Here is an 18076-nt window from a genome sequence, read left to right on the forward strand (position 1 = left end):
CGATGTCATCGCGGAACGGGCATGCCGCGGCCGCACGCATGCGGTGTGCGGAACGCCGCCGGAACACTTGCACCGGCCGGCCCTCAGTCACCGTGGTCGGGGTGGCCGCGCACGCCGACCAGGCACGGGCAGGCGGCGGCCGGCTCCAGGGGGTAGAGATCCACGCCGGACTCGGCGGGCGGTACGGACCGAGCGGTCGGCCTCACGCGCTCCGTCTCGTAGCGGCGCAGCGACGGTGCGCCGTTCGCCATCGCGGCCGGCCCGGTACCGCGCGACAGGCCGGCGCCACCGCGGGCGGCGGTGAACTCGCCACGGCACGCCGCGTGATATGCGCGCACGGCAGACGTCAGGGGCGCGCGGGCGACGGCGGCTGCGACCGCTCGGCGCCCGGCCGCGGGGTGGCCCGCACTGTGGAGTGCGCCGGGGGCGGACGCCAGGGCGCCCATGGCAACCCCCGCGGCTCCGGCTCCGGACCCGGCCCCGGACCCCTCCACCCGGCCCTGCTCCACTGCGTACAGGCGGACCAAATCATGCATACGGTAACGGAGTTGACCGAACCGATCGGTGTCCATCAGCTCGATGAGCCGGGCGTCCACCAGCTCCTCCAGCAGGTTCTCCGTCCTGGCGGAGGGCAGGCCGAGGATGGGTGCGGCCACCCACTCCGCGGATTCGGACAGGGCCAGCAGGGCCAGCTCGCGCAGCAGCAGCCGGGCGGCGGGGCCGACGCCCTCGTACGACGGCCTGAAGCTGGCGCGGACGGCGAGCTTGTCGTGGGACAGTTCGTCCAGCCGCCGCCGCTCGTCGGCCAGCCGCGCCACCGCCCGGGCCAGCGACCAGTGCGGCTTGGCCGCGAGCTTGGCACCGACGATGCCGACCGCCAGCGGCAGTCGGCCGCAGCGCCCGACCAACTCCTTCGCGGCCTCCGGCTCGGCCCCCGTGCGTCCGGCGCCCGCAAGGCGCGTGAGCAGTTCGACCGCCTGCCCCTCGGAGAACATGCCGAGTTCGACGACGTTCGCCGTGGGCACCACGCCGACCCTGGCGCGGCTGGTGATCAGCACCCCGCAGCTGCCCGTCCCGGGGAGCAGCGGACGGATCTGCTCGGTGCCCGCGACGTCGTCGAGAACGACCAGTACGCGGCGGTCCGCCAGTAACGCGCGGTAGCGCTCGGCGCGCTGCTCCACCCCGTCGGGGATCGACGAGGCGGGCAGGCCCAGTTCGCGCAGCAGCCGCGCCAGCGCCTCCCCGGGCGGTACGGGGCGGGCGGCCGTTCCCCGCAGATCGATGTAGAGCTGGCCGCTGGTGAAGGCCGGGCGCAGCCGGTGCGCCACGTGGACGGCCAGCGTCGACTTGCCGGTCCCTCCGGCGCCCACCACGCCGACGACCGGCACCGGGCCGGTACCCGGCGCCAGGCTGCGCTGAATGGCAGCGATTTCGGCTTCCCTTCCGACGAACTCCCCGGTGTCGCCGGGGAGTAGGCAGGGGCTGGCCGGCGGCGTGACGGCGGTCGGCGCGGTGGAAGCTTCCGCGGCGCGTGCCGGGGCGGCCGCGGCGCGCGGAGCGGTCCGAACGCCCGGAGCGCCCGGGACGGCCGGACCGGACACGGGGAAGGGCGTGGGCGCGGCGGACCGCTGCGGCGTCGCCGCGCCCTCCTGCCGGGCGGCGTTCGGGCGCACCGGCGGGAGGGCGCCGTGCAGGATGTCACGGTGCAGCTGCCGGAGTTCGGCTCCTGGAGCCACCGCGAGTTCGCCCTTCAGCAGGTCGCGGGTCTCCCGGAAGACGCGCAGCGCGTCGGCCTGCCGCCCGGAGTGGTAGAGCGCGGTCATCAGCTGGGCCCGGGGGCGTTCGAACAGGGGGTGTTCCTGAACGAAGCCGGACAGTTCGGAGATGAGGTGCTCGTACTGCCCCAGTTCCAGCTGGATCCGGGTACGCATGTCCCGCAGCGCCACCCGCTTCTCTTCCCACGCGCGGACATCCGATTGCCACAACTGGCGTGAGATGCCCGCGAGCAGCGGGCCTCGCCACAGCGAAAGGGCCTCCCCGAGAAGTCCGACCGCCGCTTCGTTCTCGCCGGCGGCGCGACGCTCGGCGGCCTCCTTCCCGAGCTGCGTCACCCGGCGCGTGTCGAGCCGGACGGCGTGGGTCCGCAGGCGGTACCCCGGCGCCTCGGTCACGATCAGGTCGCGCGCGGCGCCGGCCTGTGCCAGCTTGCGCCGCAGGAGGGAGACGCACACGGCGACCTGGTTGCTGGGGTCGGCGGGTGGCCGGTCCTCCCATATACAGTCCACCAGACGCTGGACCGGAACCGTCTCGCCCGCGCGCAACAGCAGCGTACCCAGTACGGACTGCAGTCGCGGGGCCGTCATCTGAAGCCGCCGGCCGCCCACTTCGCTATCCAGCGGCCCCAGTAACCGGCACTCCAAGAGGCTGCTCGTCGATGCGGCCACGGAAACTCCCCCTTATGAGCACTTCTCACCGGCGCGGCCCCACGCCCCCGCGCGCCTGCTGAACCGGCGTTCACTGCAGGGGCGCGCGGCACTCCCTTGGCGGCAGCGACGTCACGGCAGGAACGTCGTGGCAGCGAGGTGAGCCATGACCAGGACATCATGCGCCGGCGGTTGCGCCCGGCCCCCGAACAGCAAGATCCTTACCGGTATTAATGCAGGCTGCGGGTGGTGCATCAAGGGTTCGTCCCAGAATGCGAGATGGGCATCACCGGCCGAATGGGAGGTTTGCGGAGCCGCAGACGGTGCGGTTGCCGGACATGCCACCGGAGGCGGCGAAGACCCGAAGTCGGGGCGACTGTCCAGAGCTACGCACCTCATGACATGCGCTCAGGCAGCGGCAGGCGACGAACCGTCAGAGCGTCCCGGACCGATCCGGCAACCGGCAACCGGCAACCGGCAACCGGCACAGCAACGGGGACGTGCGGCGCGGGGTGACCTGCGAGGCGTCGCCCGGCTCACAGACGGTGCTCGTCCATCAAGCGCATCAGGTTCCGCTTCCGCTTCTGGGCGGTGCGCAGGGCGGTGACGTACTCGGTGAACTCCTCGGCCGACCCCAGGCGGCGGTGGCTGTCCCGGATGCTCAGCAGCAGGCTGACGAGTTGCTCGTAGACCGCGTTGCCGGTCTGCTCGGTCAGCGGCTCCACCAGGCGCAGGTAGACGCCGAGCGCGTCGGCGGGGCGGGTGGCGCGGGCCTGGTCGGCGAGGGTGAGCCACTGCCGGTCATCGGCACCGGAATCGGTGGCAGCCTGCCAGGCGGCGTCGACGTCCTTGTCGTCGAGCAGGGCGTCGACCAGGACGGGACCGCCGTACCAGCCCCCTTGCCGCCGCCCCGCGTCGGCCCGCAGCACGGCCAGCGCGCCCTCGCGCTCGGCCGGCCAGCGGTCCGCGGCCCGGGCGGCGGCACGCAGCTGCTGGTATGCGAGCAGCGTGCGGCGGGCGCCGAAGTGGTCGCGGCGCAGGGCGACGGCGTCGGCGAGCCGGTCCGCCTGCGCATAGCGGTCGCAGAGGTAGTCGACGAGGGCGGTGTCGACGGCGGCGAGGTCCCGGGCCTCCCGGACGCCGCGTTCGGCCCAGCGCAGAGCCTCGTCGGAGCGCCGGGCGGTGTCCAGCTCGCGGGCGATCACCAGGTGAGTATGGCCGTTCGACGCGAGGTCGGCAGCATGCACGGCGATCACCGCGTCAACATCACCGCCCGCCTTGGCCAGGCGCTCCATCAGGTACTTCTCCGCCCAGCCGCGGCGGTTGTCCTGCCACGCCTCGACCGCCAGCCGCCGCAGGACGGCCATCCCCTCCTCCCCGAGAACGTCCTCGTAGTCGAGCGGATCGATGTCGGTGATGCCGTCGTCCAACTCGCCGAGCGCATGGCCGACCAGCCAGCGCGCGAGTTCCCCCGGGTCGGGGCGCGCCGCGCGGCACGCGTCGAGATGGACGTCGGCGAGGCCGGTGCCCACCTGACCGAGCCATCCGTCGGAGTCGTCGACGCTCTCCACCGCCTGGGCCAGCAGCTTCATCGCCTCCCCGGCCAAGGTGATCGCGTCGGCTGCCCGTCCGGAGCCGGTGAGCGCGCCGATCGCGGCCACCGCCTGCCCGGCCTGGTCCGCGTAGGCGCGGGCATCGGCATACTCGACGTACCCGTACTGTGCGAACGGGCCGATGTCGAGCAGTTCGCGGATACGGGCCCGGACCGAGGAGATGTCCCCACGGGCGCTCGCCGCCCGCACCTCCAGGCGGCGCCGCAACTGCCGGTCCTCGCCGATCTGTTCCCGCAGCAGCGTGAGCAACTCCTCCTTGGACTGGGCGGACAGCCATGTGTCGAGGTCCGCTGCCCGGTTCCGCGCCGCCTTCCGCTGCCGCGGCAGGCTCTCCGGCCGGGCGAGCAACGTCAGGCCGAGGGCGACCAGGTGCTTGCAGAAGTTGCCCTCAAGGCCATACGGGCAGTCGCACTCCCCGGACAGCCCGCCGGGCCCGTCCAGGGTCAGCTCCACCTCGTACCGTTCCGTGCCGTGGACGCTGGCGGTGATCCATCCGTCACCGACCTCGACCCCGGACACCGCATCCACGTACCCGCGCCCACGCTCGAAGGAACGGACACCGGCCAACGTCCTGAGCTTCGCCTCGGTGAAGCCGCGCATGGTCTCTTTCACCCTGCCCCTGGTCCCGTCCGTTACGGCCGCCAGCTTATGACTGCCGGACAGGCCGATCCGTCGGTCCAAGGGAAAGTCCACTTGATCGCGGTCCTAAAGAGGCTGGTGACCATCTTCAGAGGCTGGTGACCGTCTTCATGCGATCGCACACGGTACTCGCGGCACGCTTTCTGCCCAGCGCCGCTACGAACGCGAGCCAGCGGCCCTCGTACTTGTCGCGCCGCAACTTCGCGGCGAAAGCTGCTGCTTGAGACTTCTTCTCAGGACGCGGCTGACGTTCGGCGCCACCCGGTCCCCGATGCCGGACCGTCCACGCGTGTCCGCACCGAGGCTTTTCGCAGGGGGAGTTGACGCTCCGCTCATCGCTCCTGCATCTCTGACGGGCGGTGGCCATCGAGCCCGACTCCTTGCTCACCGCGAACCGCGGGGGACCCCGAGCGGATGAGAGATGACGGGTTCGGTGGCCGGCGCGTTGCGGGTGCGGACGCGCAGGGCGACGGTGCGGGTGATCACCGCGGCTACGGCCATCAGCACCAGTCCGTCGGTGACGATCGCGTTGACCTGGGTGGGCAGTGCGCCGTGCTGGACGAACCAGCGACCCAGGCTTTCGGTGAACCAGTAGGAGGCGCCGTAGGAGAAGAGCGTCCGTGCCGCGGAGACGGCGATCCAGATGGCTGCGTAGTCCCAGCCGCCGATCGTGGCCATGGCACCGTCGGGAGTCTGCCGCGTGATCGTCAGCCGGCTGGCGGCCACCACACCGAGCAGGACGCCTGCTGCCGCGCCGACCACCTCGATGGTCAGGCCGATGCCGGTGGTGAACAGTGTGGTCACAAAGATCGGCACGATGGCGGCGGCGATGATCAGCGGCCGGATCAGACGCTTGCGGGTGACCTTCTTCAGGCCGAGGTCGGCCAGCAGCGTGGTGGCCAGGACGGCTGCGTTGACCAGCAGCGCCTGTTCGAAAGCAGACACGGAGGCTCCTTACGGAACGAGGGAGGAAGGAGAGGGTCGGCACACCGGTGATCCGGTGAACGCTGATCAGTCTGTGTCCGCCCGGCCGCCCCGAGCCTCAGCCGACCGGGCGAGCAGGGTTGACCTGGTGACCTCCGCCGTTGTCCACCCGTAGGTGGAGACGCGGCAGGCACCGGCCCGCTTAGCGTGACCACATGCCGTCTGACTCCCGACCCGAGCCCACCGCACGCAACCGCCCGGCCTCGACCGGCTCCGCCTCCCGGCACCTGCCCGGAGCGCACGCCGAGGTATGGGCGATGGTCCTGCTCCGACCGGTCGCGCTGGCCGCCGTCGTCGCCGTGCTCGTGGCGCAGCACCGGTTCCGGTGGAGCGCGGCCCACCTGGCCGGGTTCGTGCTGCTCGCCGTGGTCTGGCTGGTGTGGTCCGTGCTGGCCGCGCGTGCGGCATTCGCCCTCGAACTGGTTCCCCGGCGCACCGCAGCTGTGCTGCTGGCGCCGGCCGTGCTGTCCGGCAGCGTGCTGCTGGCCGCGGCACCCGGCGCCGAGCCGATCGCCGTGCTGGTCGTACTGGCGGTGATCGCGGCGGGCGCCGACCTGCCGATGGTGATCAGTGTCGGAGTGCTGGCCTGCGGTGCGCTCGCCCTGGCCGCGGGTACAGCCCTCGGCCCGCAGCCGGCGCACACCGAAGTCCTGGAGGTGTGGAGCGCGGTCCTGCTGGCCGCCTATCTGGGCGGGGTGACCCGCCGCAGCATCCGCGTCCAGCACCTGCAGTCCCGCCGTCTCCTCGCGGAGACCCAGGAGGCGCAGGAGGAGCGCCAGCGCGCGGCGGCACTGGCCGAGCGCGCCCGCCTCGCCCGGGAAATCCACGACGTGCTGGCCCACTCCCTCGGCGCGCTCGTCATCCAGCTCGAGGTGATCGAGTCGCTGCTGGCCGCCGACCCCGCTGACGTGGCGCAGGCGGCGGAACGGGCCGGAGGCGCCCGACAGATCGCGAAAGACGGGCTCACCGAGACCCGCCGGGCCATCGCCGCGCTCCGCACCGACACCCCGCCCCTGCCCGAAGCCCTGGCCTCCCTGGCCGCAGGCCACCACTCGGCCGCAGGCGGCGCCGCGGAGTTCCAAGTGCACGGCACCCCGCGCCCGCTGGAGGCGGAAGCCAGTCTGGCGCTGCTGCGCGTGGCGCAGGAGGCACTGGCGAACGCGGCCAAGCACGCCCCTGGTCGGCCGGTGCGCATGACCTTGGAGTACGCCGAGCAGCGGGTTCGGCTCACCGTCGTCTCGCACGGCCCTGTGGGAGCACCGGCTCCGCCGACGCCGGACGCGGCCCAGCCCCCTACCGTGGGAGGTATGTCCGGGGGCTACGGGTTGGCCGGGATGCGCGAGCGCCTGCTCCTGGTGGGCGGGGAGCTGACCGTCGGCCCCTGCCCGCAGGGCTGGCGCGTGATGGCAGAGGTGGCGGCATGACGGTACGGGTGGTGGTCGCGGACGACCAGGCGGTGGTCCGCGAAGGGCTGATGACCCTGCTCGACATGGTGCCCGGGATCGACGTGGTCGGCGGCGCCGCCAACGGCGAGGAGGCCATCGCCCGCGCGGCCGAACTGCACCCGGATGCCGTGCTCATGGACCTCGTGATGCCCGTCCTCGACGGCGTGGAGGCGACCCGCCGGATCACCGCGGACCTGCCCGACGTGGCCGTGGTGGTCCTGACCACCCTGGCCGACGAGGCGAAGATCATCGACGCGTTGCAGGCGGGCGCCCTGGGCTACCTCACCAAGGACGCCGGCAAGGCCGAGATCGCCCGCGCCATCCAGGCGGCGGTCTCCCGGCAGGTCACCCTCGACCCCGAGGTCCAGCGTCAGCTGCTCACCGCAGCCGTCCGCGGCCGGCAAGCAGGGGAAAGCACACCACGGCGCACACCGCCCTTCGCCGCCCAGCTGACGCCCCGCGAGGAAGACGTGCTGCGGCTGCTGGCCACCGGACTGTCGAACGCCGCGATCGGCCGCCGCCTGCTCATCGGCCAGGCCACGGTCAAAACGCACGTCAACCACCTGTTCGGCAAACTTGGCGTCACCACCCGCGCCGAAGCGGTCGCCTGGGCCCACAGCCACGGCTACGCCCCGGGAAACACCGTTTGATCGGCGCGCAGTGGCCGTCCACCCCCGCAGACGCGCACGGGACCCCTGAGCCGGCGTCACCCCTCTTCTCCCTGGCTCTCCACGGCTCTTTCCCTGCGGGGCAGCCTGGCCCGCCCCTGTGCGGTGGGCCGTGGACGGAGCCGTGTCGTTCGGCGAGACCTGGTCAGGTCGTCCCGAACGACACGGCCGGTCAGCTGCCCCGTTGGGTTTTACCGCTTGACGAGCTTGCCGACGGCGTTGGCTTCCCGCACCTGGTTGGCGAGGTAGTTCCAGGAGAAGTTGATGTATCCGTGGTCGCCCCAGCCGGTGCCCCAGGAGTTCTCGACCCGCACGCCCTTGCTGTTGTAGCCGACGATGGTGATCGCGTGTCCGCCCGCGAGCTGCTCGCCGGCGGCCGGGGAGTACGTGTAAGAGGCGGCCTGCTGCGGGGTCAGACGGAAGAAGCTGTTGTACACCGGAATCGCGATGACGACCGGCTCGCCCTGGGCCAGAGCGGCCTTCACGTCGTTCTTGATCTGGTTGCCGGTGTGCAGCGGGGTGTAGCCGGACAGCTTCCACTTCGCCGCGTTGGCTCTCTCGTGGGCGGTCGGCTGGGTGGTGTAGTCGAAGTCCCCCTGCGCGTAGTCGGACTTGGAGTCGACGCCTTGTGAGGTGGCTATCTTGAAGTGCTGCTCCGCCGAGGTGCCCATGTTCCGTCCCTTGACGATCTGGGCGTAGGTGTACATGGGCGCCTGGGGTCCGCCCTTGATCCCCTGCTCGTTCTCCAGGACGCTGTAGGCGGAGTAGTCGATGGCCCACGCGACACAGGCACCGACCCGGCCCTGATTGCCGGGCTTGGCCGCGAACTTGGTCAGGTCGACGCCGGCAGGAAGGGTCTGGAGACTCGTCGTGTTCGGCTTGGCGGCGACGGACGTCGGGCGGAGAGCGGTGGCCGCCAGCCTCGGCTGAACCGACTTGCGCAGCACGGACCGGCGCCACGCCGACTTCGACGGCACGGCGCCGAGGCCGAACGGGTGCTTCTTTCCGCCGAGAGCCTGTGACGACCGGCTGGGTGCTTGGCCGTGACCGGGCACGGCGGGGCTCGCCGTGGAGACCCCGACGGTCACGGCTGCGACCACTCCTGCCGTGCCGAGTGCGATGGCGGTGCGGGACTTGCCGCTGACGGCCTTCCACTTGTGGGATGCGCGAGTCATGAATGTCCTTTGCATTGTCAGGGGCCTGACAGATGGAGGGAGTTGGACGGCACTCCCTGAGACCCCGGGTGAGCCGGTCAGGACGGATGCCCTAGTGCCGGGTTGCGTGTCGCAAGACCCGTCTCCTGTAGGCGCGTTACGCGTCTGCGGACCGGAAACGGGATTCCTGAGCTTTGGTCGGCTGCGGGAATCTCTGGCGCCGATCGAAGAATTGACGGCTACCGCAGCTCTCGTTTTCTGGACGCTTTCGAAGGCATGTCCAACGAGCAACGGAAGCTAGCCGAACCATGCACACCGAAGCAAGTCCCGAGTGCCAGTGATCACCAATTCGTCGTCGAACCGGAGGGCATAAGGGGCCCGGCGCAGCATGCGGCTCCACAGCCTCACGGCACCCTCTCGTGCCTCTCCACGCCATGGGGAAATGCAGTGAACCGCCTCACATCGGCACAGGTCACATGCCGTGTGCCAGTCCACGGCAGTCCGCGCTGCGCCCCGCGACGAGGCGCTGGTAAGGGCGCGGGGATACCGCCGACAAACTCGCCGCACTATGACCGCTTTTGACAGTTGAGGGCTTTGCGGAAATCCGCTCAGCAAACCCCCCGATGACCCAAATGTCTACACAACGACGTCAATGTGGCGCCGATGTGGCGGAATGTCGGAACTCGACGAAGGGCCTGGAGGAGCTCAGAAAAAATTCTCCGAGTTTCTGTTATCCGACCTGCCCTGACAGGGTCTCCCAGGTATCGAAGGCATGCAGACACGTCAGCGACAGGGAGCGAGGAAGGACATGAGCCCAGAACATGGAACCGCGGTCGTCGCGACCGCGCAGGCAGGGGACCAGCGCGCGCAGGACGAGCTGGTCGCCGCATATCTGCCGCTGGTCTACAACATCGTCGGACGCGCACTGCACGGTCACGCCGACGTCGACGACGTGGTGCAGGAAACCATGCTCCGCGCGCTCGACGGACTGGCCGACCTGCGCAAACCCCACCGGTTCCGCTCCTGGCTGGTGGCCGTGACCATGAACGAGATACGCCGGCACTGGCGCGGCAAACAGGCATCCGCGTCCGATACCGGGATCGACGAAGTGACCGAACTGGCCGATCCCGGTGCGGACTTCGTCGATCTGACCATCATCCGGCTGGGGCTCTCGGGCCAGCGCCGCGAGGTCGCCGAAGCGACCCGCTGGCTGGACGAGGACGATCGCGCGCTGCTGGCGCTGTGGTGGCAGGAGGCCGCGGGCGAGCTGACCCGGCCCGAGATGGCCGCCGCCCTCAAGCTGCCGTCGCCGTACGTCGCGGTCCGGGTGCAGCGGATGAAGGCTCAGCTGGAAGCCGCCCGGCTGGTGGTGCGCGCGCTGTCGGCGACGCCCCGTTGCCCGCGGCTGGAGCCCGTCGTGGCGCGCTGGGACGGTACGCCCTCTGCCCTGTGGCGCAAACGCATATACCGCCACGTCCGTGACTGCCGGGACTGCTCGGGCCGAGGCAGCGGCCTGGTACCGGCGCAAAGCCTCCTCGCCGGCATCGCCCTGATCCCACCGACCGCCTCTCTGGCCTGGTACGCGACCCAAGCAGGCCCCGGCGCCGCGGCCCTCAACCCCGCAGCCGGGCTGGCCGGTTCGAGCGTGACCAACGCCAATTCCACGCCCCTGACGACGGCACGGCACGCGGCGCCCCCACCGCACAGCCTGGCTCGCGGACCGATCGGCGGCCACCACCGTCCGCGGTTCCGGCCCCGACGCGCGCACGTACTCGCCGGCGCCGCCGCCACAGCAGCAGCCACGGCGATATCTGTCATGCTCGGCTCACCGGACAGCGCCCCGAAGACCGACCCCGCGGTCCCCAACCGGCCGGTACAGGTGAAGGCGGCACCGATATCCAGCCCGCCACCCCATACTCCTTCCCACCCGCCCACGGCCTCCCCCAGCCGGACACCGACCGTCGAACCGTCACCGGCCCACCCGGCCCCCACCCCCTCGAACACCCCGACCCCGCAGACAGCCGCCGTCCCCGACGCGGTCGAGCAGGTCCTCGACGTGATCAACCAGGCACGAGCCACCCACGGCCTGCCGCCCTACACCCTCACCACCGGCCTCACCCGCAGCGCGACCGCGCACAACACCACGATGGCCGGCGGATGCGGCCTGTCCCACCAATGCCCCGGCGAAGCTCCTCTGGGAGACAGAGAAACCGCCGCAGGCGTCCACTGGGGATCCGCGGGAGAGAACACAGGCCGAGCCTGCGCGGGACCGGAGCCCCGACAGATCGCCACCGCCGCCGTCAACCTCACCCAAGCCATGCTCGACGAGAAGCCACCCAACGACGGCCACCGCCAGAACATCCTCAGCAGCACCTTCACCCACATCGGCATCGCCATCCACCGCAACGCCAACGCCAACGGCACCGTCTGGCTCACCCAAGACTTCTCCGACTGAACACCGCCGAGAGGGAACGTCCCTGAACGTCCCCCTACTGCACCGGGACCGCCAACCCCTGGCCGACGTCCGCAACGCCTTCCGCGAACTCTCCTACTGTTGAGCACGACGCACGGAAGACCGATCTGGAGGAGCACTCGCGCCACGCCAGCTGCCCAACGAAGTAGCGCAGAGCCCGTAGACGAGCACCCGTCCGAGGTTCGCACCCGGCGACCGGGCAGCGAAACCCACCCACCATCGCCCGCGCAGCTACCCCCACGCACCCATAGGCCCGTGTCCGGCCGTTTCCCCGTTACCCCGAGGAATCCGGCGCCACCCGCCACCACCCCTCGGAAACGCCTCCTGCCCGCCCCGTGGCGACGACATCCGCAGCCGGCCCCCGCCCGATCCCGCAGACGCCCCGTCAGCTCATCCAGCACCGATCCGGCAGCGGTACGGACAACCAGGGAAGACGACAGATGGCGGGACGTCAGACGATCCAGCACGGATCCAGCAACGGGGACGCGAACGGGGCTGACCCCGGATGGGGACGACCCCGGATGGGGACGACCCCGGATGGGGACGACCCCGTTTGACCTGCATGTTTGCCAGATCGCTACATCAATGCCACGGCGGCCGTCACACGTTGAAACATCATGATTTCAGCGGCGATTGCCGTACTTGCTGCTCTGGGCGCCGCGCAATCGGCGGAGGCCACAGGCACTGCCATCCGGCTGGGGAACCGGATCACCGTCTACGGAAGCGGATTGCACGTGGACAGCGTCACCACAGCCCGGACACCCCACCGGATCCACGCTCAAGCCTTCCTGACGCTTCGGGAGAACGGAAAGTGGAAGCGAAACCTCCGAGGCTGGACGACGGCCGACACCACCGGCAACACCGACCACACCAGCTGGAGCATCAACGAGAACTTCCCCAACGGATCGCGACTGTGCACCGAGTGGAAAGACCTGTCGGGGCGCACTCTGCCTGGGATGGCCTGCATGATCATTCACCGGTAGACGAAACTCCGGCGGGATGGTCGTGGGCGAGCAGGCCCTGACCACGCTGGAGAAGGCCGTAGAGGAGGAAATGAGGCGTGTTGTCTCGACCAGGAACTGTCCCTAACGGGCAGCACCAGCCGTAACCGCCTTCATGGCCTGACGCAGCGCCGTCGGCTCTGTGAGCTGTCGGACGTCTTCAGGAAAGATGCCAGCCTCGATCGGCGCGATAGCTTCCGGGCAGCGGAGCCTTCAGCAGCCACCCCGACTCAGGCACAGGCGTGCCAGGTACGGCCTCAAACAGCTGGCCTGCGCCGAGGGGCAGCAGCCACCACAATCAGTGCTCCGCACCAGATCGGAGACGCCAGCGGCCCGCACTCGGATTGAATGCGGGCCGCCTTATCGCGGGTCAGGCTGCGGGCGCCAGAGAGCAGCCCCCATTCGTATGTGGGGTTACGTGGTGCGGACGGCCCGGAGCATGACCGCGAAGCGGGGAGAGTCCGGGAAGGGCTGCTGTTCGCCGACTTTCTCGTACTGCCACGATTCGTAGAGGCGTTGGACCTTGCGGTGCTCGGAGTCCACCAGGAGCACGGCCAGGGCTTCCGGGCGCTCGCCCAGGAGCGCTTGGTGTAGTTTCTCGGACACCCCCGTCTTGCGCCACTTCGGCCGGACCATCAACTCAGACAGTGCGAACGTCCGTGGATCGGTCGGCGGTGGGTTGATGGAGTCGCGCCACCACTCCTGCCCCTCAGCGGCAGGGGCGCCGTACGCGAAGCCGACCGCTTCGCCGTCGTCGTAGCCGACGACACAGGCGAATCCGGGATGGGCTGACCAATTGTCCACGAACCAACTGAAGCGGTCACGGGTGTGGAAGGGGTCGTCCTGCTGGTCGGCGTAGCAGTCGTCGTGGATGTCGAGCAACATCGTGCGGATGCCGCCGGCGTCGTCGGTGGTGAAGTGGCGTAGTTCGGTAATCAAGAAGCCGCCTCCGAAAAACGGGATTCCCATTGCAGCGTCACAGCTGCCCCAGGGGCCACGAGACGTAGTTGCCGCCCAAAGGTATTCAGACGGCCGACAACGCGCCCGCTGCGACCACGTATCGGCACGGTGCATGCCGTAGCGACGGCCTGCTCCGCCTCTCCCTGGTGAAGCTGTGCCATGGCGAGATCTGCAAGGGCGAGCGCCCGGTTCCTGACAAGCTCCGGCCGTAGAAGGGCCAGCGATCGGTAGCCACATGCCTCGGCTTCCTCATAGCGGCCAACGGTGAGATAAATGGACTGGGTCAGCCCTTCCAGCTCGGCGCGGTCGTAGAAGTCCATGAACGGGCTTCGCGGGGCGTCGAGGACGGCCTTCTCCAGGGATTCTCCAGCATGGTGCAGGGAGCGGTCCATCTCGCGGGTACGGCCCATCGTTGCCAGTTGCAGCGCGGTCATGGCATGGCCGAGAGAGGCGTGGAGCGGGTCTCGGCGTGCGATGGAGAACGACCGGGCTTTCTCCAGGGCGGCCAGCGCATCGACTTGGCGACCGGCCTGGGCATACAGGCCCCCGGCATGCCGCCACACCCGAAACTGCACCTCCGGGTCGTTGGCGAGCCCGGCGAGGGCGATAGCGCGGTTGAGGTGCCGTTGTGCGTCTTGGGGGCGGTGGTCGTCCACAGCTGCCCACATAGCCATGTCGGCGAACGATGCGGCGACGGCGTAGAGCTGGGAGCGCACACGCTGACCGGCACTGCCGTTCTGCTGGAGGTCCATGGCATGGTCGGCCAGGCCGGAGGCCCGGCGTTCCATGTCCGGAGTTCCACCGTCACGGTTATCGTCGGCTACGAGCCCGCCGAGTTTGCCGTGTAGGCGCTGCACGTCGGTGAAGCCGATCCGCTTGGGTGCCGCGGTGGCTGGCGTGGCGGCGGCGAGGGCGGCACCGGATGCGCCGGCAAGGAATTTACGACGGATCACTTCGTCCTCCGATGGTGCTGAGAGGGTGATGGTCGGGACGCGTTCCCGTCGCACGAACCCTAGGGCTTCGGCGTCCAGGCCGGTGACGTCCTTGAGGGCTTGGCGGGTGGCCGCATTCGGCCACCTAACTCGACCCGACTTCCAGTCGCGAACGGTGCGGCCGTCGAATCGTCCTGGTCGGCCGGTGAACCTTTCGATAGCCGCATTTAAGTCACGAGCCAGGGCGTTGGAGCTGTAGCCGTGCTCAGTCATCCACCCATCAAGCACGGTGTTCCGCGTGCTGTCCATATCCGCACGGTAGGGGAAACGGCGCCGGCACCGAGGTAATCGAATGGTCAAAACCTCCTAGGGGATGCGAGCGGAAAACCTCGTGCATCACCTAACCCCCATAGCCGATACCGCAGTTGTCTAGGTACCGGTCGTCCGCCCCCGCGCGAGGACTGTTGACGGGCCGCCAGTCCCTACACCTCCTGAGGGGGACCGTCGGCCACCAAGACCACAAAAAGGCCCGCTATGACCGCGAACACCGTGCACCGCCGCACCGCCGACAGCCCTTACCCGCCAGGCACGATCGTCTACGACATCGTCGCCCAGGACGTCGGCAGAGTCGCTGCCCCTGCCGCCTACCCGGCCGACTACATCGGCTGCGACTGCGCCCTGGTCATCCCCCTCGTCGGCAGCGCCCCGGCATGGCAGGCCGAGCCCGGCTCCCTGCGCACCGCGGCCCCCGAAGAAATCGAGGCCGCACTCTCCAAGGGAGTGGGCCGGTGACCATCAGGCGGCCCGAAGTCGGCGACCTCGTCGTCCAGGTCATGACCAACGGCAAGTGGATCTGCACGGACATCCACAACGCCAAAACTGATCGCCCGGTATGGCTGCTGCGCCCGCTCCACGGAGGTGCCAGCAAGCAATACCGGCGCGTCGACCACCGCGACATCGTGTCGTACACCGTCGAAGCTCGCCGAGGCGAATGGGGCCAACCGTGAGTGGCGCCCACGCCCGGCCGCCGCAGCCGGCCGACGACGAACTGTGGCGCCAGCTGACCCTCCTGCTCGGACCTCCCGCCGCAGTCGTCAGCGGCACCCTGGACGCCCACTCAGCCCTCGCTGCGGCCAGCGTCTCCGACACTCTCCCGCAGGGCACCACGATGCCGCACACCAGGCCCGTACAGTCCTGCCGCTGTGGCCCCTGCAGCCCCCTAGGTGTGTTGTCCGGCCGCCCGCCGCCGCTCCGCGAGGCGCTCCAGCGACCACGCGGTCCACGGGTGTTCGGGGCCGAGCACACTCGCCCGCGCATCGGCCACCAGCTCGGCCTGCGCCACCGCTTCTTCGAGCAGACCGAGCTCACCGAGGACTCGGCTCAGCAAGGAGCGGGCGGCGAGGGTCTTGGGGTGGTCCGGTCCGTAGGTACGCTCGAAGGCTGCAACCGCGCCACGGACGAGGGGCAAGGCCCGGCGCTGATGACCGCTGACGATCAAGGCGAAGCCGTAGTTGAGCTCGGCGGCCAAGGTGATCGGGTGCCCGGGGCCGACCACGCTGCGGCAGTCCGCCAGCAGCTCGGGTCCGGTGACCGGGTCCAGCTCTGTGCCGACCGTGAACTCCAGCAGGTATGTCCGCGCGATGAGCGTCGACGGATGGGCCGTGCCCAGCGCGGCGGTCCGGCCCTCGACGGCCTGTCGCAACAGCGACACTGCCTCCGCCTTCTGATCGAGCCCCCAGAACAGCACCGAGGACAGCCCCACACAACTCTCCAGTGTTTCGACGGCATCCGCGCCGAACGCGTCGGTGCAGTCCGCGAGGACGAGGCGATGGGCCGCCTCTGCTTCCTCATACCGTCCGAGCCTGTAGAGGGCCCGCCCGACCCGTTGGCGGATCGCGATCACCGCAGGGTGGCTCGCGTCCAGCAACCGCGTCCCGCGCGCGACCGCGTCCTGCGCCACCGACAGCGCGGACGCGTAGTCGCCCGCCCGGTGCAGGGCTACCACGAGCCGCAACGCGCAGTCCAGCACGCGCGCCATGGTCGTCGGACCGACCTCGGTCCATTGGCCCGCCCGACGCAGCAACGCCCGGGTGTGCGGCGCGAACGGAGCGAGCGGCGGGTCCTCTCGCGCCCACGGCTGCGTCACCTCGGGCAGTACCGTGCCAAGCATCTCGGCGGCAGCGCCGACAAGCGGGTCTCGATGATCTGCCGGGGTGCTCCGGGCGATGCTGTCGAGTAGTACCCCGTGGGTGCGCACACAGCGGGGCGGACCGGGTACGAGGCGGGTGAGTGAATGGTCGAGCAGTCCGCGGAGCGCCATCTCCACCCGGGCGCGGGGCAGCACCGCACCGATGCCTGTACCGGCCAGCAGGTGGAGCGGCAGCGGGTCGTGGGACCAGCACGCGAGTAACTGGATCAAGGTCGTGGCCTCGGGCAGCCCGTGGGTGCGCAGTGCGTCCAGGGACAGTTCCCAGGTGCTACTGGCGAGATGGCGCGAGTCGTGGCCGCTGCCGTACTCGGCCCCTTGGTCCAGCAGTTCGATGGCGTCCACCTCGGATCCCCGGTCGAGGGCCCGCCCATACTCCGCCATGCTCCACGGATCAATCACCTGGTGCGCTAGGTAGCCGCCCGCGAGGGTGAGCGCCAGCGGCAGCCGCCCGAGCCGGTCCGCGATCTCGGCCGCCTCCTCCACTGTCCCGCTCTCCGGAGCCAGATCGCACAGCACCCGTGCCGCGTCCTCCCTCGGCAGCACACCCACGTGATGCAGCTCGGCACCAGGCCACCAATGCGCGGCAACCTGCCGGGTGGTGACCAGGGTGGTGCCGCGCGGGCTGGTGCGCAGCCAGCCGCCGTCGCGGAGGATAGCCGGGTCGTCGGCGTTGTCGATCACCAACAGCCACGGCTGGTCGGACCGGTCCAGCCGGTCCCACACCAGGTCCGCGGCGGCCCGCAGCCCGCTGCGCGCGGCGGTGAGCTCGCCTTCGCCCGCCCCGCGGTCCGCGGCGACGGCAAGCATTCCAGCGCGTAGCGAGGTCAGGTCGGAGGCGTTGACCCACAGTCCGATCCGACCGCCCTCGGCGGTCGCGGAACGGAAGATCTCGGAGGCAACGGCAGTCTTGCCGCAGCCGCCTAGGCCGTACAGCACGTAGACCTGATGAGCCCTGCCGTCTTCGAGGGCGGTCCGCAGCCGCGCCATCACTTCCACCCGGTCACGCAGGACCACCGGAGAGCGTCCTATCGCCGGTCGCCGTACGGAGTCCGGCGCCGTCCCTGACACGGCGGTCCAGGCATCACCGTGGTGGTGGTGCTCGGTGATGTGCTGGTCCCCACCGGACTGGTAGACCCGGCCATTGCCCTCCGCCCGGCCCTCGGTCGACCCACTCATCGCTCAGTGATGCGCAGGTCGCGTCCGGCCTGGTAGATCCGGGAGTCGCCGGAGGCGGTGGCGCGCTGTGAGACGGCCGGGGCGTGTTCCGCCTCGGGTGCGAGTTCGTCCAGCAGGCTCCGCAGCTCCAACGCGGCCTCGGGCCGGTCGACCAGCATCCGCCTGATCCGGCCCTGCCACTCGGCTGCCAGTTCGTCCTCGGTGGCCCGGTCCGCGGCCAGGTCCTCTCGAGTGCTGTCCAGCTCAGCGGCTACCGCATCGGCCCGCTCGGGCCAGGCCCGCCGCCAGAGGGCGACGACCCCGTCCCTGGTGCGCTCCCAGGCGTCCGTCGCCATCAGTGTGACGAGGGTCAGGCTCGCATTCTGCGCGAGCGTGGTCAGCTCCGGATCCATGTCGCAC

The 18076-nt window shown here is 70.2% G+C and carries 14 protein-coding genes; 6 read left to right on the forward strand and 8 right to left on the reverse strand.

Annotation, left to right across the window (positions count from 1 at the left end; genetic code table 11):
• Positions 1-83: 83 nt before the first annotated feature.
• From GR130_RS33880 to GR130_RS33890, 3 genes are all read right to left on the reverse strand, one after another.
• Entirely contained in the window at positions 84-2363 is a 2280-nt protein-coding gene (locus GR130_RS33880) for an AfsR/SARP family transcriptional regulator (protein WP_159508239.1), read from the reverse strand.
• A 596-nt stretch (positions 2364-2959) separates the two neighbouring features.
• The gene (locus GR130_RS33885; protein WP_159508240.1) at positions 2960-4636 is read right to left on the reverse strand and encodes an SWIM zinc finger family protein; all 1677 of its coding nucleotides are present in this window, start codon (positions 4634-4636) and stop codon (positions 2960-2962) included.
• 423 nt (positions 4637-5059) lie between these two features.
• Positions 5060-5620, reverse strand: a complete 561-nt coding sequence (locus tag GR130_RS33890) for a hypothetical protein (RefSeq protein WP_159508241.1) — start codon at positions 5618-5620, stop codon at positions 5060-5062.
• Between the two features lie 194 nt (positions 5621-5814).
• Between GR130_RS33890 and GR130_RS33895 the strand changes: the two genes are divergently transcribed.
• Complete coding sequence (locus GR130_RS33895; RefSeq protein ID WP_159508242.1) at positions 5815-7083, forward strand: sensor histidine kinase; 1269 nt, start codon at positions 5815-5817, stop codon at positions 7081-7083.
• Positions 7080-7754: a response regulator gene (locus tag GR130_RS33900; protein WP_159508243.1), complete on the forward strand. Its 675-nt coding sequence runs from the start codon at positions 7080-7082 to the stop codon at positions 7752-7754. The genes GR130_RS33895 and GR130_RS33900 overlap by 4 nt, the downstream gene beginning before the upstream one ends.
• A gap of 209 nt (positions 7755-7963) precedes the next feature.
• Here GR130_RS33900 and GR130_RS33905 read toward each other — a convergent pair whose 3' ends face one another.
• On the reverse strand, positions 7964-8947 hold the full coding sequence (locus tag GR130_RS33905; protein WP_159508244.1) for a C1 family peptidase: 984 nt from the start codon (positions 8945-8947) through the stop codon (positions 7964-7966).
• Positions 8948-9734: 787 nt separating this feature from the next.
• Between GR130_RS33905 and GR130_RS33910 the strand changes: the two genes are divergently transcribed.
• Both GR130_RS33910 and GR130_RS33915 read left to right on the forward strand, forming a co-directional pair.
• Positions 9735-11381, forward strand: a complete 1647-nt coding sequence (locus tag GR130_RS33910; protein WP_159508245.1) for a sigma-70 family RNA polymerase sigma factor — start codon at positions 9735-9737, stop codon at positions 11379-11381.
• A 635-nt stretch (positions 11382-12016) separates the two neighbouring features.
• A complete protein-coding gene (locus GR130_RS33915; protein WP_159508246.1) occupies positions 12017-12382 on the forward strand; it encodes a hypothetical protein in 366 nt (121 codons plus the stop codon).
• 432 nt (positions 12383-12814) lie between these two features.
• Here GR130_RS33915 and GR130_RS33920 read toward each other — a convergent pair whose 3' ends face one another.
• Together GR130_RS33920 and GR130_RS33925 are read right to left on the reverse strand one after the other, a co-directional pair.
• A complete protein-coding gene (locus GR130_RS33920) occupies positions 12815-13369 on the reverse strand; it encodes a GNAT family N-acetyltransferase (RefSeq protein WP_159508247.1) in 555 nt (184 codons plus the stop codon).
• The gene (locus GR130_RS33925; protein ID WP_159508248.1) at positions 13336-14601 is read right to left on the reverse strand and encodes an XRE family transcriptional regulator; all 1266 of its coding nucleotides are present in this window, start codon (positions 14599-14601) and stop codon (positions 13336-13338) included. The genes GR130_RS33920 and GR130_RS33925 overlap by 34 nt, the downstream gene beginning before the upstream one ends.
• A gap of 225 nt (positions 14602-14826) precedes the next feature.
• Here GR130_RS33925 and GR130_RS33930 point away from each other — a divergent pair, with 225 nt between their 5' ends.
• Both GR130_RS33930 and GR130_RS33935 read left to right on the forward strand, forming a co-directional pair.
• Positions 14827-15084, forward strand: a complete 258-nt coding sequence (locus GR130_RS33930) for a hypothetical protein (RefSeq protein WP_159508249.1) — start codon at positions 14827-14829, stop codon at positions 15082-15084.
• Entirely contained in the window at positions 15081-15299 is a 219-nt protein-coding gene (locus GR130_RS33935; protein ID WP_159508250.1) for a hypothetical protein, read from the forward strand. The genes GR130_RS33930 and GR130_RS33935 overlap by 4 nt, the downstream gene beginning before the upstream one ends.
• Before the next feature lie 212 nt (positions 15300-15511).
• Here GR130_RS33935 and GR130_RS33940 read toward each other — a convergent pair whose 3' ends face one another.
• Together GR130_RS33940 and GR130_RS33945 are read right to left on the reverse strand one after the other, a co-directional pair.
• On the reverse strand, positions 15512-17677 hold the full coding sequence (locus GR130_RS33940) for a tetratricopeptide repeat protein (RefSeq protein WP_159508251.1): 2166 nt from the start codon (positions 17675-17677) through the stop codon (positions 15512-15514).
• Positions 17674-18069, reverse strand: coding sequence for a hypothetical protein (locus GR130_RS33945; protein WP_159508252.1), 396 nt, complete (start codon positions 18067-18069; stop codon positions 17674-17676). The genes GR130_RS33940 and GR130_RS33945 overlap by 4 nt, the downstream gene beginning before the upstream one ends.
• Positions 18070-18076 lie beyond the last annotated feature (7 nt).

This window comes from Streptomyces sp. GS7, from assembly GCF_009834125.1.
GTDB lineage: Bacteria > Actinomycetota > Actinomycetes > Streptomycetales > Streptomycetaceae > Streptomyces.